Origin of the sequence: Lederbergia panacisoli (assembly GCF_024626525.1) — a bacterium.
Classification (GTDB): Bacteria; Bacillota; Bacilli; order Bacillales; family Bacillaceae_C; genus Lederbergia; species Lederbergia panacisoli.
Genome location: NZ_JANJGU010000001.1, coordinates 267,316 through 288,696 on the forward strand (window position 1 = coordinate 267,316; position 21,381 = coordinate 288,696).

The following is a 21,381-nucleotide window of genomic DNA, read 5'->3' on the forward strand; positions in this document are numbered from 1 at the left end:
AGATTTTATATATATCATATTATAAAAGGGACCCCACATAAAGCGCAGGGTCCATACATACTAGATAATCTTTATGCAGCATATGAATGTAATCCTGCAAGGATTAAATTGACTGCGATTAGGTTAAACATAATAATCGCAAAGCCAATTACGGCAAGCCAAGCGGATTTTTCACCATGCCAACCTCTTGAGAGGCGCAAGTGTAGGAATGCCGCATAAAACAAGAAAGTAATAAGTGCCCATACTTCCTTGGGATCCCAACCCCAAAAGCGCGTCCAGGCAATTTGAGCCCAAATCATCGCAAATATTAGTCCGCCTAACGCAAAAACTGGAAATCCAATCAATACGGAACGATATCCTACTTCATCAATTAAATCTAAATTCACTTTTTTCACGAGCGGCTTTATTAATGTACTAATGCGTCTTCTAGAAACAAGTCGGATAAGCCAGTATATAACGGTACCTGTTATTAGCGTCCATATCATGGAGTTTAATCGTTTGGCATCAATAATAGCTGGAGTAAAAATTTTTGGAGTTAATTTATTTTCGGTTAAAAGCTCACCTTCATGAGGACCAACAAGAGCTGGCATTGCATACGATGCGATTTTTTCCTGTCCGTCTTTATTGATCCAATTAAAATCTGCTTTGTAATCAGCGACTGAAAAGCCTGTTGTTACGAGCATAAAGCCAACAGCTAATATTAACGTATACATAATCGATTCCAGCCAGAAGGATCGTTTTCCTTTCTCTTCAGTATCTATCGATTTAAGCAAATAAATAATTCCCGCTACAAAGCTTAAAGATAGAATAGCTTGCCCGATTGCTGCCGTCGTAACGTGAATATAAAGCCAATGGCTATTCAACGATGGGATAAGCGGGCTAATATCACTAGGAAACATGCTTCCATATGCAATCAAAAGGATGGAAACGACAAGTGCAAAAATACCAAGAGTATTCAATTTATACATGAAATAAAGAACGATGAATGCTCCAACTATCATCATTCCAAAGAACGTCGTAAATTCAAACATATTGCTGACCGGAGCATGTCCACCCGCAATCCAGCGTAAAATAAAATATCCTAATTGGGATGCAAATCCAATGATTGTAATGATGATTGCAATTTTAGACCATCTGTTTGGACCCGCATTATTTTCGCGGTTTCTATTTTCTCGGATTCCTCCTCCAAAAAATAGTGTCGCAATTAAATATAAAATAAATGCTGTTTCTAATAGATTTCCGCTTAATTGTACAAGATCATTCATTTGTTTTCCTACTTTCATTCTGATCATTCGGTTCAGGTACCGTTGTATCTTTTACAATAGCCTCGATTTCTTTTTTCAAGCCATACCAGTTTTTATTTGTATGCGCCGCAATCAAGATGTCTCCTTTTATCTTTTGCAGCCAAATACGACGGTGATTCCAATAAGACCCTTGAATGACACCTAGCATGAAAATGGCCCCACCAATTCCAAGAATCCACAATGTTAAATCCTTCCTTACGATTAGAGCAGTGGCATTTTGCATACTAATATCTTTAAAAGCCATTTTATACTCTGTTTCGCCTAGTGGTTCTACTGTTTGTCTAATGGCAGTAAAACTTTTTTCGCCATCAGGATGCTCAGGCGAAATCATATTAAATAAAAATGCTGGATTGTTCGGTGTCTGAGAATCTGTTTGTGGCTCTCCATTTTCAGCAAATCCAGTAAAATCAGGATAATATCCGATTAATTCCACTTTATAGCCATTACCTAATTCATACTCTTCCTGTGGATCAAATAAATCAATCGTAATTTCGCCTTTAATATTTTCATCAGCTTTTTTCAAGAAATTAAATGTCATCGTTTTAAATTCATTAAGTTTATAATCAATTTGATAAACGGCATAATGATCAAACTTTAAAGGTTCATTCACCCTGATTTTTGCGTCTTTTACTTTTTTTAGATTTTCATTATCTCCAATTGTGCTTTCAGGACTTCGTTCATAAAGAGTAACATCTGATTCGAAGCTTTTTACGACTGTGCCAACGCGATCAAGGGCAGCACCATAAACTTGTTTATCTGTTTCCTTGTCGTATAATTCCATTGTGAATTTTTTACTTTCTAAAACGTATTGTTTATGCGTTCCTGGAATCGTTTTTATCTCGCCATCACGCAACCATAATTCTTCATCCACATACATACCTGGAACAAATCTAAGCATTCCACCGATAAGAAATATAATAAGTCCAATATGATTTACGTACGGACCCCAACGAGTAAACCGACCTTTTTCGGCTAGAATATTACCGTCTTCTTCACGGATCTTATATCTTTTTTCTTTTAAACGTTGTTTGATTACTTCAAAGTCTTGATTTGATTGATTTGATCCCTCAATGCGATTATATAATCTTTGCCTTCTTAAAAAGCCTTCATGCCTGCCAACTCGTTGATTTTTCAAAGCTCTATATAAAGGAACGAATCTATCAATACTGCAAATGACAAGTGAGACACCGATTGATGCAATGAGCAATAAATACCACCAAGAACTATATAAATCATGAAATCCAAAGACATAATATATTGTTCCAAGTATTCCATATTGATCGGAGTAATATGTAGCGGGATCCACATTCGGCGGTATATACATTACTTGTGGTAAAAGTGTACCGAGAGATGAAGCGATTAGTGTGATGACAATGAGCCAAATCCCTACTTTAACAGATGAAAAAAAGTTCCAAACTTTATCAATTACACTTCTATTATATGTTTGAGATCTACGGGCACTTCCTTCGTAGCGCATATCATGCAAGGTCTCTTTTTGCGCCTCTTCCGTAAGGGCACGTCCGCATGCTTCACATAAAATGGTGCCAACCGGGTTCACATGCCCACATTCACATTTTACTTCTTTCATGATTAGCTCTCCTACTTAAGGCTTGATGCTTTCCATCATAGCAATTATTTTTTTCTCTGGCAGTTCTCCCTCAATGATTTCAATAATTTTCCCATCAGGATCAATTAAGATTGTAGCCGGTAAATTGTATATATCATAAGCACCCATGACATCTTTATTTGAATCTTTTAAGATTGGAAAAGATAAGTCATGCTTTTCGACAAACTTTTTGATCGAAAATTCCGGTTGTCCAACATTTACCGCAAGAATTTCAACTCCTTGGCTCTTAAAAGCTTGATATTGATTGTCCATATAAGGCATTTCTCGTTCACAAGGTTTACACCAAGTAGCCCAGAAGTTCAAAAATACACCTTTTCCTTTATAATCAGAAAGCTTATGCTTATTGCCTTCCATATCAGTAAGAATGAAATCAGGAGCGTGATCTCCAACAGCGATTTTTTCACGGCTTTCTTTTGTAAAATTTGCGTACAATGTATATACGACAGCGCTAGCTAAAATGACCAATATAATGGTCCGCAGCAAATGTCGTCTTTTTTTCTTTTCTGTCATTTTGTTTCATCTAACCTCCCTAGCAAATTGCCAGACTTAACTTTCATTATATCATTTAGATTAGATTGTATTAGGGCATGATTTGAAGGTTATGTGAAATTTTCAATTGATTCGATGCCAGCCTTTTCCTGTTTCTGCAAGTGTTCTTAACTGTTTAACCTCATGAATTGTCAATTCTCTAAACTCACCTGCGTTTAAACCACGCAAATGTAATGTACCATATTGTTCACGTTTTAACTTCATAACAGGATGACCAATTGCCTCCATCATTCTTCTTACTTGTCGATTCCTGCCTTCATGGATAATAATTTCGATAATTGAGCTGCCTTTTCGCTTATCTAATGATAGTAATCTTACTTTCGCTGGTGCAGTCTTTCCATCTTCAAGTTGAATTCCATGCTCTAGTTTTTTTAGTGATTCTTTTAAAGGAATCCCTTTTACTTTCGCAACATATACCTTTTTAACTCCATAGCGAGGATGAGCAAGCAAATTAGTAAATTCTCCATCATTTGAAAGAATTAGAAGTCCAGAAGTATCGTAATCAAGCCTTCCGATTGGGTAAATTCTTTCTTCAACGTGCGGAAAAAAATCGGTTACTACTTTTCTGCCTTTATCATCCTTTACCGCTGAAATGACTCCGCGAGGTTTATAGAATAAGAAATATTTCTTTTCTTCTTGAACGAGAGGAACTTCATCCACTTCAATTTTGTCTGAAGGGGACACTTTTGTTCCAAGCTCTTTAATGATTTGACCGTTTACTTTCACTTTTCCTTGAAGGATTAATTCTTCGGCTTTTCTCCGGGACGCAACTCCCGCGTAAGCAATGACCTTTTGTAGACGTTCCACTAACATTCACCTCATATACATATTGGGAAAGGAGCAAACCGTAATGATTGTTTTGCTCCTTTTATTATTATTTCTTTATAACCTTATAATGACGGACTATTTCTTCTGTCAGTCCACTATTTTCATCTAGTTTGCTTACTTCTTTTAATACATAAGAAACTCCATGTTCTCGAACCATCTCTTGTAATTTTACCGCTTCCGCATCCTCTTCGTAATCAAAAAGTAATGCCGTAGCAATTGCTTTTGCAAGTTGCTTGTAGGAAAGGCCCGCTTTTTCCGCCTCCATTGCGGGTTTAATAAACCGATCACTTGGGCCAAGCTTACGCAGAGGCGAGCGCCCTACCCTTGTTACGTCATCATGTAAATAAGCATTTTTAAAACGGTCAAGAATCCTGTTAATATAATCCTTATGCTCCCCCGGATCTAAACGATATTGTTTAACTAAGTAATCCCCAGTTTCTTTTAAAGTTGCTTGTACATGTGCAAGAATTCTTTTATCGGCCAATGCCTCATCAATCGTCGCCTTTTTCTCCAGGTATCCTATATAGGCAATCGTTGCATGCCCTGTATTAACCGTAAAAAGTTTTCTTTCAATAAATGGTGCTAGATCAGGGACAACTTTCATCCCTTCAACAGGTGGAATCTTATCTGTTGTTTCCACAACCCATTCGTAATAAGGCTCTACAAGTACATCAAGCGAGTCATGATGATGCTGAATTGGTACAATTCGGTCTACAGCGGAATTATAGAAATAAACTTGCTCTAGGATTTTATCTTTTATTTCATCATCTATATGCTCCAATATATATCCTTTTAAAAGATCTGTAGCTGAAATTTGATTCTCACAGGCGATCACATACAATTTTCCATCTGTTTCTTCGACCCGTTTCATAAGTCCTTTGGCAATGAGAGGCGCAATTCGCGGTAAAACATTCGGTCCAATCGCAGTTGTTACATACGTCGCCTGTACAATTGCGTTAATAACTTCCTCTTCTTGGGTCAAATTATTAAATCCCGATACATTTTTAATGATTGCCGATTCTTGCTCATCGGTTGCTAATATAACCTTGTACTGCTTTTCCTCATTTAGCTTCCGGATGATTTCGTCGGCAATATCAATAAATGTAACATGATAGCCGGACTGTGAAAAAAGTGCACCAATAAACCCTCTTCCAATATTGCCAGCACCAAAATGCACTACTTGTTTCATTAGTATCCGTCCTTTATTCACTTTTTATATTGATCATCTCTATAATTTCCCGGGCGGTTTTTGCTGAAACTAATTTTTCTATATTATCCATATCTGAACAGGTCACGGCAATACCCGATAGTATTTCTAGGTGTGTACCATTCTTCCCTGCAATCCCAAAAATTAATCTTACTTTTTGACCGTCAAAATCAACACCATTCGGAACTTGGATGACGGTAAATCCGGATTTTATTACATCCTTCTTCGCTTCCTCTGTACCGTGCGGGATTGCCACATCATTCCCCATATAAGTCGAAGTCATTTCATCACGAACAACCATCGCATCAATATAGCTCTCTTTTACGTAACCGGCTTTTACTAAAGCTCGTCCAGCAAAGCGAATTGCTTCTTCCTTATTGGTAAATTCTTTATTTAAAAAGACGTTTTCCTCGAGCAGCAAATCGTTTTCAGATTCATTCGCCTTTTCCTGCTCTACTGCTTCTACTTCTTCAACAGCCCCATCAGTACTATTTTGAGGACTTTTTAACTTCTCAATTAGATTGTCGTATTCAGGACTTGATAAGAAATTATCAACTGAAACATGATATGCAGAAGGCACTTTATTTTGCGCTCTCGGGGTTAACTCATCCTGAGTAATAACGATTTGTGCATCAGGAGGAAGATTACTGATCGCCGTATTTGTTACCGCAATGTTTAAGCCCGATTCCTTCACCTTTTTCCGTAAAAGTGAGGCTCCCATCGCGCTAGAGCCCATCCCTGCATCGCAAGCAAAATAGATCTTCTCGACTTTATTTGGGAGTATGCCATTGTTTACAGCCAGCACTCCTGCCACAGAACTCTTTTTTCCTTTCATCGCTTGCATTTTTTTTGTAGCTTCTTCAATGTCATCGTCTTCTGTTTGTTTGCTCGTTTTTAACACGAAAGAAGAAATAACAAAGGAAACGACGGCAGCAACAAGAATACCAGAATAGTTAGCTATAAATGCACCTGCTCGATGAGGGGTAACTGCTGTAATTGCTATAATACTTCCAGGTGATGATGGAGCGAATAAACCTCCGCCTAAAAGAACGAGTGTGAAAACCCCGCTCATCCCACCTAAGATGACCGCCAAAAACAGCATCGGACGCATCAATATATAAGGGAAGTAAATTTCATGAATTCCTCCTAAAAATTGAATAATCGCGGCACCAGGCGCAGATCTTTTTGCATTGCCTCTTCCAAAAATACTATAGGCAAGAAGAACACCGAGTCCTGGGCCTGGATTCGCCTCAAGAAGAAGTAAGACGGAATGCCCCATTTGCTTTGCTTGCTCCAAGCCGATCGGTGTTAAGATCCCGTGGTTAATCGCATTATTTAAAAACAGAATTTTTCCAGGCTCGATCAAAATGCTTGTTAAAGGCAATAACCCTGCACCAACTAACCAATTTACGCCTACCATCAACCAGTTTGAAAATGCATTTACAGCAGGTCCAATTGCTAAAAATGACAATATGGAGAGTAGACCGCCCAGTATCCCTGCTGAAAAATTATTTACGAGCATTTCAAAGCCGGCCTTTATTTTACCTTCAATTAACTGATCAAACTTCTTAATAAGATATCCACCGAGGGGACCCATAATCATGGCACCAAGAAACATTGGAATTTCAGACCCTACAATAACCCCCATCGTCGCAATCGCACCGACAACTCCACCTCGTTGATCATAAATAATCTTACCACCCGTAAACCCGATTAAAAGAGGGAGCAAGTAAGTAACCATTGGATCAACTAGTTTAGAAAGGCTCTCATTCGGTATGAATCCAGTAGGAATAAACAGCGCGGTAATTAATCCCCACGCAATAAAAGCCGAAATATTTGGCATCACCATAGAACTTAGAAAGTTGCCGAACTTTTGTATAGCTACTTTTAAATTAGATTGAGCCATATGCTCGCTTCCTTTCATTATTTTATAAAAAAGTATAAGTTTTATTTAGTCTAAATTTTTGAATTAAGTCTTTGTTGTCCAGCTCCAGCGCCTATCGACTAGCAAACTTCTTGTCCCCCTCCCTACGATAAGTCAACATCAGGTGAAATTTGAAATGCCAATTTCACTTGCTCGTTCCTCACCGTGTTTCCTTTATCTCTGCCTGCGGCCATGAAGTTTGTACGTCGATAAGCAAGGCGCTTCCGCTTTTCTTTTTACTTAATGAATTATTACATTAAGTATAATGAAAATCAAAAAATACACTTTTTAAAGCAAATAAAAAAATGTCCAGCTTAGGAACTGAACATGATCGTTACGATGATGATGGCGGCGGATATGCCTACGAGGTCTGCCAAAAGTCCTACTTTCAATGCGTCCCCCATTTTTTTAATTCCCACCGCTCCAAAATATACAGTTAATACATAGAAGGTTGTATCTGTGCTTCCTTGAATGGTTGATGCAAGCCTTCCAATAAATGAATCTGGTCCATATTGTGAAATTAAATCACTCATTAATCCAAGTGCTGCCGTCCCTGATATTGGTCTAATTAATGCAAGTGGGACTACTTCTGCTGGAACACCGAGTGCATTTAATACAGGTTTTATCAGCTGTATGAAAAAATCGAGTGCGCCTGAAGTTCTGAAAACAGTTATGGCAACAAGCATCCCGACTAAAAATGGAATGATGGAGACCGCTATTCTAATTCCTTCCTTTCCACCTTCCACAAAATGTTCGTATGTTGGAACCTTTTTTAAAGTACTGTATATTAGAATAACTCCAATGATGACTGGAATAATCCATAAAGAGATGAGGGAGATGACTTCCAATCTTATTTCACGCCCTTTCTACTTCGGCGCATATAAAAAAGACGATCGATTAATATGGCTGCTATCGTAGCACAAGTAGTTGCCATTAAGGTAGGTCCAACTATTTCAGTAGGAGAAGCAGATTGATAACTCATTCGAATCGCAATCACTGTCGTCGGAATAAGCGTTAAACCCGATGTGTTTAGAGCTAGAAAAGTAATCATGGACCTGCTGGCAAAGTTTTTTCCACCGTTCAGTTCTTTAAGTTGTTCCATTGCCTTAATGCCCAATGGTGTTGCAGCATTGCCTAGACCGAACATATTGGCGATGATGTTCGATAAGATATAACCTACTGCCGGGTGATCTTCAGGTACTTCTGGAAAAAGTTTCATAATAATTGGTTTGAAATGATTGGATAGTTTATTCAATAGGCCGGACTCCTGAGCGATTCGCATAATGCCAAGCCAAAAGACTAGAATACTAATTAATCCAATACATAATGTTACTGCTTCATTCGCAGATTGGAATATCGCCTCATTCACATCTTTCATTTTTCCGTTTATACTTGCAAATATTAGACCGATTACCGTCATCCCAACCCATATATAATTAATCATAGAAAATCACACCCATCTGGCTAAATAAAAGCTTTTTTAATTTTCCCCACCAACCCTCTTCTTGCATTTTTTCAATTTTCCTTATATAAATAGGTACTGTTTCTACAGGTTTCTCCTGAAGATGAAAGATTGCCACACCAACCTTTCCTTTATTCGTTTTAGCCAATATATTTGGGTTTTGAAGCTTGAACTCTAACCGAATATCACTCTTTTCACTTTTTGATAGCGGATAGATGATGGAATCTTTTACAAATAATTCTTTATTAGTTAATCCTTTCGTATTAATAGATAGGCTTCCTTTTTGAACAATTGTTTCTAGTGGGTATTCATGAAAACCCCTTTCATACATAGTTATATGGTCATTCCAATCGTCAGACGCTCTAAGTGTTACGGCAATTAGTTCGGTGCCATTTTTTTCAGCTGTGGTGACGAGGGTTCTTCCCGCTCTTTTTGTAAAACCCGTTTTCCCGCCTGTACAATATTTATATTTCTCGGTAAGTAACCGGTTTTTATTTATCCAGCTTTGCGGTCCATTTTCCCTTTGGAATTTATACACTTTCGTTCCTGATATTTTTTGATAGCTTTTATTCTTCATTGCATATCTCGTAAGCAGTGCCATATCATAGGCAGTTGAATAATGAGCTTCACTGTCATCCAATCCATGAGGATTTGCAAATTTTGTATTTGTCATTCCTAACTCTTCTGCTTTCTGATTCATTAAAAAGACAAATCCTTCAACGCTTCCTCCGATATAGTCAGCAATTGCATTGGCGGCATCATTTCCGGACCTAAGCATCAGGCCGTAAACAAGATCCTCGAGTTTCATTTTTTCACCAATTTGTAGATAGATAGATGATCCTTCTGTATAGACTGCCTCTTTTTTTATGGTGACAACTTTATTCATTTTTCCGGACTCGATAGCAAGAATAGCGGTCATTATTTTAGTGATGGAAGCTATTCTATGTATGTCATGAGCGTTTTTTTCATATAGTACTCTTCCTGAATCTTTTTCCATTAAAATTGCACCAGAGGCACTAACTGGTATAAAGGCGGCTGCAGTGGTATCCCTAGGTAGGTAAATCATTTGCATACATAGTAAACTTGTACATATTATGGCTATTACTTTTCGTACTTTCATTCCTTCGCTCCCCACAAATATGCCATTGTCTTATTTGTACAAGTTTATGCAAGAACCTTACTGATATGATAAAAAAACTGCCGGTTATTAACTACCGACAGTTGTGTGTTATTCAATATGGTCTTTAAAAGATGAGAAAAATAAATCTGCATCCTCTTGGACTTCATCTTCATCCGTTAGTTTTGGCAGTTCCGGAAGTTCTTTTAAATGATTGAGGCCAAAATAATCAAGAAATTCCTTTGTCGTTCCGTATAATTTTGCCCTTCCTGTACCTTCTGCCCTTCCAACTTCCATAATCAATCCTTTTGCGACTAACGTTTGAAGTGGTCGTTCCGTTTTAACTCCTCGAATTTCCTCAATTTCTATTCTCGTTATCGGTTGTTTATATGCAATAATCGCAAGAGTTTCAAGACCTGCTTGAGAAATTGTCGATGTTCCTGGACTTTCTACAAGCCTTGTTAAATACTCAGCAAAATCTCTTTTTGTCGCAAGCTGGAAGGTTTCAGCTAAGGCAGTAACTGTTATGCCTCGGGTAGCATCCTGATAATAATTTGTCTTAAGCTCATCTATTAAGGATTTCGCTTTTTCCTCGTTAACTTCCATTGTTGAACATATTTGTTTCAACGATAAACCTTCATCGCCTGCTGCGAATAAAAGGCATTCGAGAATACCTAGTTGCTTAGAATCCTCCAATTGCCTCATTCTCCCTTCTAGCTGATAAATAAATTTCTCCAAATATTCCATCTTGCTCTACAGTAATTTCGTTTCTTTTCATTAATTCCAACATGGCTAGGAAGGTAATGACAACATGCCCCCGATCATCTTGTGGAAACAGATCATAAAAACGAAAACGGTCATCGTGACTTTTCAGTTCGTGTAAGATTTCTATCATTCTATCATCTATCGATATATCTTGATGTGTAATTTTAGTAGATAATGGTTTTTGAAGTTTTTTCCTTCTTAATAATTTATGATAAGCCCCTAGCATGTCGTAGATGGAAAACCCATATTCAATCAGTTCTTGCTGACTTTTGTTCGCATATGCTGTTAAATCAATTGGAGGCTTCGTATACATTTGGCCCCTCTCAAATTCTTTTTGTTTTAAAGTTTGAGCGGCTTCCTTATATCGCTTATATTCGATAAGCTGTTCTACTAATTCATCACGAGGATCTTCTTCTTCATAAAAATATTCGTCATCCATATCTTCATCATATTTCGGCAGCAACATTTTACTTTTAATGGCAAGTAATGTTGCAGCCATTACTAAATACTCGCTTGCAACATCAAGCTGCAATTCAGTCATTGTATTAATATAGTATAAATATTGCTCTGAAATTTTCGCCATTGGTATATCATATATATCTATTTCTAAGCGATTAATTAAATGAAGCAGTAAATCTAACGGTCCTTCAAAAGCATCTATTTTAACATGATATTCCATTTTATCACCGATTTCGAACAAGATTAATGAATATGCCTTACTTATCATATTATAAAGCGGACATAAAATGAAGAAAAATTAGCATATCGGACATAATTTCATTAAAAATTTCATGTTATAATGAATGTATTAGTGGTAATGAAAGGAGTAGGATAATTGCCTTTTTCAGAAGCATATGTTGCATTTTTAATCCATTTTCATGGTGATAGAGATTATTTTGAATGCCATGAAGTATTAGAGGAGCACTGGAAAGACAACGGAATGGCAAGAGATTCAATCTGGGTGGGACTCATTCAAATAGCGGTTAGTTTCTATCATTATCGACGTGGAAATATAAAAGGCTCGTTGAAGTTGATGGATAAGGCTCTCCACCTTTTATCATATAAAGAAGAGGAAGTACTTGCCCTCGGCATTAACTATGGGCATTTGATCGGGAAACTTAAAAGGAGCAGGGCGAGAATGAATCAGAAAATGTCCTATAAGCCGATTAACATCCCAATTAATCATCCATTATTATTGACTGTTTGTAAAAACCAATGCGCATTAAATGGATATATGTACGGAAATCTAGTAGACGAAGCTCCTGACAAAATTCTGCATAAGCACACTTTACGCAAGCAACAAGCAGCTTTGTCAGAGAAACAATACGTGCCTATATGAAAAAAAAACCGGGTAATCTTAATTATCCCGGTTTTTCGTTATTTATCTAGCTTCAGCGCCTTTGTTTAAAATTCCATATCGCATTTTTCAAAAAATGCTGCTGTATACTCAGAAGGAATGACATCTTTATCTTGATAAATCTGACTTATGGATTTAAGCATGTTTTTTCCAATCCCTTCATACCGATGTGATGGATTGACTGATATATGCTGTACCTCCACTCTATCCCCATTAAGTACTACACCTATTAAACCTGTGATATCTTCTTCCTTCCATAAAAAAAGCTGCCAATTATCTTCAGATTCATAATTTTTCATTGTCTGTTGTAGTTTCTTAAGATCTTTCTCATTCGGCATAAATGAGAGTAGACCCATGGCGATCTTTTCATAGGCTTTCTTATATCGAATTAACATAACAGACCCCTCGTTTAACTTTATTACAGCTGTTGCTGTTAACGGATCAAATAGAGTCGATTAACGATTTGGCGCGATAAAAAGCCAATAGCATACTCCCCATAAAATGGCTATAATGAAGATCATTACAAATATTGTGATATTCCTGTTACGCAAAGAATTAACTCCCTTACTACATCTTAAGCACACATATTTAAAAGGTGCGACCATAATTTTTATTGTACAGTTTAATGGTTTTATCTGCAACTTAATAGAGTTAGCTTGACGGTTTGTTTTAGCTAAATCTTTGTTTTTTCTTTAAAAGGAAGATCCAGCCTTACTAAATCTTCATACGTTTCTCGTTTTACAACAAGTTGGTCGTTCCCGTCCTCCACGAAGACGACAGGCGGCCGCGGAATACGGTTATAATTATTTGCCATTGAATACCCATAAGCACCTGTACAAAAAACAGCCAATATATCATTTGTCCCAACATCAGGCAGCGGCAAATCCCATATTAACATATCACCGGATTCGCAAGCCTTACCGGCAATTGATACTTTATCTTTAGGTTGTTCATTTGCTCGGTTTGCCAATATCGCTTCATATTTAGCATCATAAAGTGCTGGTCTAATATTATCAGTCATCCCGCCATCGACCGCAATGTATTTCCTAATATTTGGGACATCTTTACTTGACCCAATCGAATATAAAGTTGTGCCTGCATCCCCAACGAGCGACCTGCCGGGTTCAATCCATATTTCCGGCATTGGGAGAGAAAGGCGTTCCGTTTCTTTTTTTACCTCATTAATCATTTCCTCAACGTATAGGGAAGGATCTAAAGGTGCATCTTCATCCGTATAACGAATGCCAAATCCACCGCCTAAATTTAAAACACTGGGTTTAAAATTGAATTCTTCTTGCCATTTTGCCATTTTCTCAAGGATTTTTCTTGCCGCTAATACAAAACCAGTCGTTTCAAAAATTTGTGAACCGATATGACAATGCAAGCCTAATACATTCAAATATTTACTTTCTAAGGCTATCAGCAACGCCGTTTCAGCTTGGCCATTTTGTAAATCAAAACCAAACTTGGAATCCTCTTGCCCAGTCAAAATATAATCATGTGTATGTGCTTCTATGCCTGGTGTAACACGTAATAATATATTTACTTTTTGCTCCCTCAGAGAGCATAGGTGATTTAATGTATGAAGTTCATGAAAATTATCCACCACGATGCAGCCAATATGATAATCCAAAGCCATTTTAAGTTCATCATCACTTTTATTATTTCCATGAAAATGAATTTTTTCCACTGGGAAGTCAGCTTTAATTGCCGTAAAAAGTTCTCCTCCAGAAACGACATCAAGTGATAGCCCTTCTTCCTTAATTAGTTGAAGGATAGCCATTGTGGAAAAAGCCTTGCTCGCATATGCCACTTGTGAAGTAATGCCTAATTTTTCAAATGTATGTTTAAACGCTCTCGCCCGCTTTCGGATAAGAGCAACATCGTATACGTATAGAGGAGTTCCGTATTTTTCTGCTAGCTCCACTGTATCTTTTCCGCCTATTTCCAAATGCCCATTTTGATCAATTTTAGCTGTTCCATATAAATGCATGTTTCTCCCTCCACTTACTTGCAAGCCGCTACGACTTTCCATTTAATATTATCTAATTGTTATGAAAAATTTGCCCGTACCCGAAGGGCATAAAGATACCCTTCTTGATAAGTAGCATAAACTTTACCATAGAATAATTAATTCTGCAATGGACTCTTTATGATTTAGGCGGCTGACGAAAACGATCACGCGGATGCACAATACTCGGCCTTAGAAGCGCCCCTGGGACAGCACGTCTAACTAATATATGAACTAATGCCGCAGGGTTAAAGGGTAATAGCGGCCATAAATATGGAGCGTTTAAAGGGCGCAGCTGTGCTAGAAATATAATATAAATAGTTGTACCTATAATAAATCCCGGCGCTTTAAATATCGCCACGAAGATAAGTAATGTCATTCTGATGATTTTATTCGCGACACTCAGCTCATAGCTCGGCGTCGAAAAGGTTCCTACGGCCGCAATTGCCACATAGAGAATTACCTCTGATTGAAATAAGCCAACGTCTACTGCAATTTGACCGATGAGTACGGCTGCAATTAATCCCATTGCTGTTGCTAAAGGTGTAGGGGTATGAATGGCTGCTATCCTCAAAAATTCAACCCCAAGGTCAGCTATGAGCAATTGAATGATTAATGGAATATCCGATTGCTCGTTAGGCCCTATAAAAGCTAGTTTATCCGGGAGCATAGAAGGTTCCATCGCAAATAAAAACCATAAAGGAAGCAAAAAAATGGATGCCAATATACCTAAAAATCTTGTCCAGCGTACGAATGTCCCTACTGCTGGAGATTGGCGATATTCCTCGGCATGCTGAACGTGATGAAAGAGGGTGGCCGGTGTTATCATGACACTTGGAGAAGTATCGATATAGATTAGCACATGACCTTCCAGCAAGTGAATGGCCCCGACATCTGCTCTTTCTGTATAGCGGACGAGTGGATATGGGTTATATCCTTGCTTCATTAAATATTCTTCGATCGTTTTATCTGCCATTGTAATACCATCTATATCAATGCTGGATATTTCTTTTCTTATCGTCTCTATTAAATCTGGATTGGCTATTCCCTTTATATATCCAATTGCTACATCCGTTTTAGACCTTTCTCCAACCTTTAATATTTCAAATCTTAGACGTTCGTCCCGAATCCGCCTTCTCGTTAATGCAGTATTCATAACAATGTTTTCTACAAACCCATCCCTTGAACCACGGATTACTTTTTCCGTGTCGGGCTCTTCTGGCTGCCTGCCGGGATACGAACGAACATCAATGATGAAGGCTTCCTGCTCTCCTTCTACAACAATTGCAACCAGGCCCGACAGCACTTGGTCGACCATCTCATCCTTTGTCTTTACCTTTTCAACAGATTCATGAATAATTCGATTTTCAATTAGTTCATATATTTTATGAGTGGGCTTTTCATGATCATTTAGATTGACCAATTCCTTTATAATATTTGTAATGATTAATGATTCAACTAAACCATTGACATAATAAAGTTGCACCTGTTTCTTTAAAACGACTATTTTCCTATTCCCAATATCAAAGCTTGTCCCTAGTCCAATCCTCTCTTTAAAATACCTTTCAAGATCATCCAGATTTTTATCGATTGCATCCTTTGTTGTTTGCTTACGTGTTGTCATTTTTTCTGCTTCCCTTCTAGTTTTCCATCAAATGTTGTAAAAATAAATCCACTGAAACAGAGATCCGCAAATCTTACCAAATACAATGGCCATTAACAAAGTTATTAATTGCCTTTCGAGTCCAATCCGTTTGGATAGTATCGGAATGACGTTAAGCACCTCAGTTAAAGCTGCAGCAAGCATTCCAATAAATAGTCCGCTAAAAAGACCAATCACGATAATAATAATAGAAACATTCATATGTAATGATAAATCGCGAAGATCCACCCACCCTGAACAAACCGCCCCAAGAATGACCGCCCATTCGTACATTTGGATCATCTTATCTGTTTTCGTCAGCTGGGTCAGGCGAGGAATAATACCAAGAACAGATAAAAATGCAACAAACCCACCGCCTACGGCTATGCCACCTGCCAAGCCAACCATTATGGTTACTGCTATCTCAATGATCATCTATATGCTTAACACTTTCTTCGTTTTCTTTTATCGCTACATAGTGATCGAGGTCCTGCTGATAATTAAACATTTCAATTTCTAGGGGACTTGGCTCTTCATTGAATCTTTTTTTGAAAATATGATTAAAAAACAATATCATTCCCATTCCGATGCCAAATGAATATGGAATTTGCATGAGCAGAGGTTTTACATTTTCTTTCCCAGTAATAATCCAATATAGCTTTTGATGTACAACTCGCATACTCACTTCTTCGTGGAAGTTTAGAATGGCTAATCCGGATCCCGTGAAAAGTAAAATCCATACAAATAGAAATAGTGGCTTTGAGGTTATTTTCTTTTCTCTAATAATTTCAATGATGGTTTGGGTAGGGCCGATTGTTTGAACTTCACAGTCGGGAAAGTGTGATGAGATTGTTTTTATGACACGCATCACATCAAGCACGACCAATTGATTATCATCTTTCTTTAGCTCGTAAACAATAAGATCAGCTAGCTCAGGCAAGTATTGATCAGGTGCTAAAATTTGTGCAGTTTGTGAAAGAGTAACTTTATTAAACCTTTTTGTTTCAACCCGGCTGCGCATTCTAATATAAATGGTATTTACCATCTTGTTCACTTCCTGCATTTCTTGATTTTCAAAAATGAAACATAAAGAGCTATATTAGTATGTGAAAACCAATATTGTTTCATGCAGGAAAACGAGTAAATGCGAAAGAACACATGGATGCCTATTTAAGCATCCATGTGTTCTTTCATTTGCTCCAATATTTTCTTTTCAAGACGTGAAACTTGAACTTGCGAGATACCGAGGCGGCTGGCAACTTCCGACTGGGTTTGATCTTTATAATATCTGAGATAAACGATTAGTCTTTCCCTTTCATCCAGCCCGCGAATGGCTTCTTCAAGCGCAATCTTATCAAACCATTTATGGTCGTTTTGATCTGCAATTTGGTCTATAAGGGTGATGGGATCACCGTCATTTTCATAAACAGTTTCATGAATCGAAGTCGGTGAACGACCAGCATCTTGTGCCATAATGACTTCTTCACGACTAACCCCTAAATAATCAGCTATTTCTCCAATGGTCGGAACCTTTTCATCCCTTTTTGCCAGTTCATCTCTTGCTTTTCTTATCCGGTTTCCTAATTCTTTCAAAGATCTGCTCACCTTTACTGTTCCATCATCACGTATAAAACGTTGAATTTCTCCAATAATCATCGGAACAGCATAAGTAGAGAATTTAACATCATAGGAAAGATCAAATTTATCAACAGATTTTAATAAACCGATGCTCCCTATTTGAAATAGATCATCTGGTTCATATCCTCTGTTCAAAAAGCGTTGGACGACGGACCACACGAGGCGTACGTTTTTTTCTACGAGAATGTCCCTCGCTTCTTGATCCCCTTCCTGGCTTCTCCTTATATATTCCTTTACCTCGGCATCCTTCAAAAAGCCTTTATTTGCCTCTTTCTTCAGTTCCACATCCATAGGCGCGGCTCCTTAATTGCATAACGCTTTGTTTTTGGTTACATATTTGATTAAGCGAATGGTTGTGCCTGTACCTGGGTGTGATTCCACTTCTATTTTATCCATAAAGTTTTCCATAATTGTAAAACCCATTCCTGATCGTTCTAATTCAGGTTTTGTCGTAAACAGAGGCTGTCTTGCCTCTTCAATATCTTGAATTCCTATTCCATTATCTCTAATGACTAAATCTATCATATCGTCTTCAATTGCAGCAGAAATGTAAACAATTCCCGCTGGATTTTGCTCATAGCCATGAATAATCGCATTTGTAACGGCTTCTGAAACGACTGTTTTAATTTCAGTCAATTCATCAAGAGTAGGGTCTAATTGAGCGATAAAAGCAGCGACTGTTACTCGGGCAAATGATTCGTTTTGGCTTAACGCACTGAACTGAATTTGCATTTCATTTCTCATGTTAAGCTACCCCCAATCTTTCAAGTGCAAATTGTTCTGATGGTTCTAGTCTAATTATTTTAAATAAACCAGACATTTCAAACAATCTCTTTACTGGGGGAGTGATCGCACAGACGACCATTTCACCGTTCTTTAATTTTATTTGTTTATATCTGCCTAATACGACTCCAAGACCTGAGCTATCCATGAACGTTAATTTTTCTAGATTCATGACAATATGGAGGATTCGGTGCTTTTCAATGGCCTCAGTTACTCTATTTTTTAGTTCCTCAGCCGTATGATGATCCAATTCACCTGATAGTCTGATGCATAACACGTCTTGCATAACTTCTAAATCAATTGATAGACTCACTTTATCTATAGCCTCCTCGCTTAAGGTATAGTGAGTCAATTCTATCTTTTAGCTTCGAATTCCTTCTTCATGACAAAACTAGAAGAAATTCGCCAACTTTTTTTATTAATGTCTAGTTTCAGCTTCCGCTTTTCCTGGTTAATTCGATTTGGTAAACATCCCAAAAGTTCGCTTATATAAATCCCACCAAGAGGCCTTTTTGACGTTTTTTTCCGCGATTAATTTTGTTTTAGCTAATGTTTTACCATCTTGCGTTATTGTCAACGTCCCAACTTCATCACCCTTGTGGATCGGGGCCTTTAAATGTTTGTTCATTGTAATAACCTTTGAAGTTTTCGTTAGCTGTTCTCCCTTTTTGGTTAAAACCGAAACGGGCTCGCCGGTTACTGCTTTAATTTCTTTTACATTTCCTTTGCTGATTTTTACTTTTCCGAGTGCTTCACCTTTTTTATATACTGGGTGAGACGTGTAATTGGCAAAGGAATAATCAAGCATTTTCGTTATTTGTGCATTTCTGCTTTTTGAAGTCGGGGCACCGAAAACAACAGCTATGACCCTCATGCCATCCTTTTTCGCAGTAGCCGTTAAACAATACATGGCTTCCCTCGTAAATCCGGTTTTCAAACCGTCTACTCCAGGATAAAACTTTACTAGTTTATTTGTATTTACAAGCCAAAACTTTTTATCTGTATCTTCTCGCAAATATGACTCATACATTTTTGTAAAATCCGTAATTTCTTCATATTTTAATAACTCTTTGGCCATAATTGCCATATCGTGGGCAGTACTAAAATGATCTTTAGCTGGCAACCCTGTTGTATTTTTAAATTGTGTATTTTTTAACCCTAGTTCCTTAACCTTTTCATTCATCATATTTACAAAGTTTTCTTCGCTTCCAGCAATTTTTTCAGCTAAGGCGACTGAAGCGTCATTTGCTGATCCGATTGCAACAGCGAGTAAAAGTTCCTCTACCTTCATTTGTTCACCAGGCTCTAAAAATATTTGGGAGCCCCCCATAGAAGCAGCATGCTCACTGGTTGATACCTTATCTTCAAATGATAATTTCCCATTATCGATCGCTTCCATAATTAGAAGCATAGTCATTATTTTAGTCATGGAGGCAGGTGAGTATTTTTCGTGCATATTCTTTTCATATAACACGGTCCCAGTATCTCGTTCTATTAAGATAGCGGATTTTGATTCATCTGAAAGCTCAACTTGTTTCTCTTCTGCAAATGCAGATTGCGATATTAGCGAAAATAACATAAATATCCCGATGCATGAACTTATCAATTTCTTCATAATATTCCCTCCAATTTATTCATAGATAAAAACGGAAATGATTTCCATATTTATCATTCTCGCCATGGAAGAATTGAATTATACAGAAAAAAAGAAAAAGCTTGTTGAGAATAGCAGCAAATCTCAACAAGCTTTTTTCAATTTATTTTATCCTAAGTTTTCCAAAAAACTTTCTCCTGCTCCAGACCATTTAATATGAAAGTTATTCGCTATAGTAGCACCCACATCTGCAAATGTTTTCCGTAAAGGAAGTTCCCTACCGCCATTGAATTGTTTCGAATAAACGATAAGCGGTACAAATTCCCTCGTATGATCGGTTCCGTGATGGATCGGATCATTACCATGATCTGCTGTAATGATCAGCATGTCATCATCTCTTAAAGCTTGAAGTATTTCAGGTATCCGCGCGTCAAATTCTTCAAGCGCCTTTCCGTATCCAATTGGGTCCCTCCTATGTCCATATAAAGCATCAAAATCGACTAGATTAACAAAGCTTAAGCCCGTGAAATCTTGGTCCATCACTTCAACTAGCTTATCTACTCCATCCATATTCGAAACCGTTCTAACAGCTTTTGTAATTCCTTCCCCATCATATATATCATTTATTTTTCCTATCGCGATCACATCTAACCCTGAATCTTTTAATTCATTCATAACGGTTTTGTCAAATGGCTTCAATGCGTAATCATGACGATTGGCCGTTCGTTTGAAATTTCCCGGTTCACCGATAAATGGTCTTGCGATCACTCGACCAACTTTATATTCATCTGCCAATGTGAGTTCGCGGGTCTTTTCACAAATTTTATATAATTCATCAATTGGTACAATTTCTTCATGGGCCGCAATTTGTAAAACTGAATCCGCCGAAGTATAGACAATAAGTGCACCTGTTTTCATATGCTCCTCGCCAAGCCGATCAATGATTTCAGTCCCACTCGCTGGAATATTTCCTATGATACTTCTTCCTGAAGATTGTTCTAGTTGAGTGATCAGCAACTCCGGAAAACCGTTTGGAAATACTTTGAAAGGATGGCTCGTAATGAGACCCATCAGTTCCCAATGACCTGTCATTGTATCCTTTCCCTGTGAGGCCTCTTGCATTTTAGTGTAATAAGCTTGCGTTGTTCTTGTCTCGTTAATCCCTTTAATTTTCTTTATATTCGAAAGTCCGAATTTCTCCAAATTCGGCATGTTCAACCCGTCCATTTTTTCTGCAATATGGCCTAATGTATCCGCACCTTCATCGTTGAAAGCTGCGGCATCAGGAGCCTCGCCGATTCCGACCGAGTCTAAGACAATAAGATGTACTCTTTTAAAATTATCACCCATATTTGTTGCCCCCTCTAATGTTGATATTCGACTATACTTGTATCATACCCTTATAGATACAATAAAAAAACCGCAATTTTGCGGTTGGTTTTACTTTTCCGTGTCCAGCTCCAGCGCCTATCGACTAGCAAACTTCTTGTCCCCTTCCCTACGATAAGTCAACATCGATTCGTCCTACCGGACTTATCGTGTTTCCTTTATCTCAGTCAGAGGCCCTGAAGTT

General features: G+C 37.8%; 22 protein-coding genes. 1 reads left to right on the plus strand and 21 read right to left on the minus strand.

The genetic code is table 11. The annotated features are described in order from the left end of the window. Nucleotides 1-71: 71 nt before the first annotated feature. From ccsB to NQ185_RS01325, 11 genes are all read right to left on the minus strand, one after another. Nucleotides 72-1,265: a c-type cytochrome biogenesis protein CcsB gene (gene ccsB / locus NQ185_RS01275; RefSeq protein WP_257579703.1), complete on the minus strand. Its 1,194-nt coding sequence runs from the start codon at nt 1,263-1,265 to the stop codon at nt 72-74. Next, on the minus strand, nt 1,258-2,892 hold the full coding sequence (gene resB, locus NQ185_RS01280; RefSeq protein ID WP_257579704.1) for a cytochrome c biogenesis protein ResB: 1,635 nt from the start codon (nt 2,890-2,892) through the stop codon (nt 1,258-1,260). Before resB ends, ccsB begins: the two co-directional genes overlap by 8 nt. Nucleotides 2,893-2,907: 15 nt before the next feature. After that, on the minus strand, nt 2,908-3,441 hold the full coding sequence (gene resA, locus NQ185_RS01285) for a thiol-disulfide oxidoreductase ResA (protein WP_257579705.1): 534 nt from the start codon (nt 3,439-3,441) through the stop codon (nt 2,908-2,910). A 102-nt stretch (nt 3,442-3,543) separates the two neighbouring features. Continuing rightward, on the minus strand, nt 3,544-4,287 hold the full coding sequence (locus NQ185_RS01290; protein WP_257579706.1) for a pseudouridine synthase: 744 nt from the start codon (nt 4,285-4,287) through the stop codon (nt 3,544-3,546). Nucleotides 4,288-4,354: 67 nt separating this feature from the next. After that, nucleotides 4,355-5,497 (minus strand): mannitol-1-phosphate 5-dehydrogenase, encoded by a 1,143-nt coding sequence (locus tag NQ185_RS01295; RefSeq protein ID WP_257579707.1) that lies wholly within the window; start codon nt 5,495-5,497, stop codon nt 4,355-4,357. 13 nt (nt 5,498-5,510) lie between these two features. Then, nucleotides 5,511-7,421, minus strand: coding sequence for a PTS mannitol transporter subunit IICBA (locus tag NQ185_RS01300; RefSeq protein WP_257579708.1), 1,911 nt, complete (start codon nt 7,419-7,421; stop codon nt 5,511-5,513). Nucleotides 7,422-7,753: 332 nt separating this feature from the next. Beyond that, nucleotides 7,754-8,287 carry a spore maturation protein gene (locus tag NQ185_RS01305; RefSeq protein WP_257579709.1) on the minus strand — a complete coding sequence of 178 codons (534 nt, stop codon included), beginning with the start codon at nt 8,285-8,287 and terminating at the stop codon, nt 7,754-7,756. A gap of 2 nt (nt 8,288-8,289) precedes the next feature. Continuing rightward, entirely contained in the window at nt 8,290-8,883 is a 594-nt protein-coding gene (locus tag NQ185_RS01310; RefSeq protein WP_257579710.1) for a nucleoside recognition domain-containing protein, read from the minus strand. Beyond that, entirely contained in the window at nt 8,876-10,021 is a 1,146-nt protein-coding gene (locus tag NQ185_RS01315; protein WP_257579711.1) for a D-alanyl-D-alanine carboxypeptidase family protein, read from the minus strand. The genes NQ185_RS01310 and NQ185_RS01315 overlap by 8 nt, the downstream gene beginning before the upstream one ends. A 108-nt stretch (nt 10,022-10,129) precedes the next feature. After that, complete coding sequence (gene scpB, locus NQ185_RS01320) at nt 10,130-10,723, minus strand: SMC-Scp complex subunit ScpB (RefSeq protein ID WP_373370761.1); 594 nt, start codon at nt 10,721-10,723, stop codon at nt 10,130-10,132. Further along, nucleotides 10,701-11,462 carry a segregation/condensation protein A gene (locus tag NQ185_RS01325; protein ID WP_257579713.1) on the minus strand — a complete coding sequence of 254 codons (762 nt, stop codon included), beginning with the start codon at nt 11,460-11,462 and terminating at the stop codon, nt 10,701-10,703. The genes scpB and NQ185_RS01325 overlap by 23 nt, the downstream gene beginning before the upstream one ends. A 156-nt stretch (nt 11,463-11,618) precedes the next feature. Between NQ185_RS01325 and NQ185_RS01330 the strand changes: the two genes are divergently transcribed. Then, nucleotides 11,619-12,122, plus strand: a complete 504-nt coding sequence (locus NQ185_RS01330; RefSeq protein ID WP_257579714.1) for a DUF309 domain-containing protein — start codon at nt 11,619-11,621, stop codon at nt 12,120-12,122. 65 nt (nt 12,123-12,187) lie between these two features. Here NQ185_RS01330 and NQ185_RS01335 read toward each other — a convergent pair whose 3' ends face one another. From NQ185_RS01335 to deoB, 10 genes are all read right to left on the minus strand, one after another. Further along, on the minus strand, nt 12,188-12,535 hold the full coding sequence (locus NQ185_RS01335; protein WP_257579715.1) for a GNAT family N-acetyltransferase: 348 nt from the start codon (nt 12,533-12,535) through the stop codon (nt 12,188-12,190). 278 nt (nt 12,536-12,813) lie between these two features. Beyond that, nucleotides 12,814-14,133 carry a diaminopimelate decarboxylase gene (gene lysA, locus NQ185_RS01340; RefSeq protein WP_257579716.1) on the minus strand — a complete coding sequence of 440 codons (1,320 nt, stop codon included), beginning with the start codon at nt 14,131-14,133 and terminating at the stop codon, nt 12,814-12,816. Between the two features lie 157 nt (nt 14,134-14,290). Further along, entirely contained in the window at nt 14,291-15,775 is a 1,485-nt protein-coding gene (locus NQ185_RS01345) for a spore germination protein (protein ID WP_257579717.1), read from the minus strand. A 27-nt stretch (nt 15,776-15,802) separates the two neighbouring features. Then, nucleotides 15,803-16,228 (minus strand): stage V sporulation protein AB, encoded by a 426-nt coding sequence (locus tag NQ185_RS01350; protein ID WP_257579718.1) that lies wholly within the window; start codon nt 16,226-16,228, stop codon nt 15,803-15,805. After that, nucleotides 16,218-16,838, minus strand: coding sequence for a stage V sporulation protein AA (locus NQ185_RS01355; protein ID WP_257579719.1), 621 nt, complete (start codon nt 16,836-16,838; stop codon nt 16,218-16,220). The genes NQ185_RS01350 and NQ185_RS01355 overlap by 11 nt, the downstream gene beginning before the upstream one ends. 125 nt (nt 16,839-16,963) lie before the next feature. Then, nucleotides 16,964-17,722 carry an RNA polymerase sporulation sigma factor SigF gene (sigF, locus tag NQ185_RS01360; RefSeq protein WP_257579720.1) on the minus strand — a complete coding sequence of 253 codons (759 nt, stop codon included), beginning with the start codon at nt 17,720-17,722 and terminating at the stop codon, nt 16,964-16,966. A 12-nt stretch (nt 17,723-17,734) separates the two neighbouring features. After that, the gene (spoIIAB, locus tag NQ185_RS01365; protein WP_257579721.1) at nt 17,735-18,175 is read right to left on the minus strand and encodes an anti-sigma F factor; all 441 of its coding nucleotides are present in this window, start codon (nt 18,173-18,175) and stop codon (nt 17,735-17,737) included. A 1-nt stretch (nt 18,176) separates the two neighbouring features. Next, nucleotides 18,177-18,527 (minus strand): anti-sigma F factor antagonist, encoded by a 351-nt coding sequence (gene spoIIAA / locus NQ185_RS01370; protein ID WP_257579722.1) that lies wholly within the window; start codon nt 18,525-18,527, stop codon nt 18,177-18,179. Nucleotides 18,528-18,665: 138 nt separating this feature from the next. Beyond that, nucleotides 18,666-19,829 (minus strand): D-alanyl-D-alanine carboxypeptidase family protein, encoded by a 1,164-nt coding sequence (locus tag NQ185_RS01375; RefSeq protein WP_257579723.1) that lies wholly within the window; start codon nt 19,827-19,829, stop codon nt 18,666-18,668. 147 nt (nt 19,830-19,976) lie between these two features. Next, complete coding sequence (deoB, locus tag NQ185_RS01380; RefSeq protein ID WP_257579724.1) at nt 19,977-21,158, minus strand: phosphopentomutase; 1,182 nt, start codon at nt 21,156-21,158, stop codon at nt 19,977-19,979. Nucleotides 21,159-21,381: the final 223 nt, after the last annotated feature.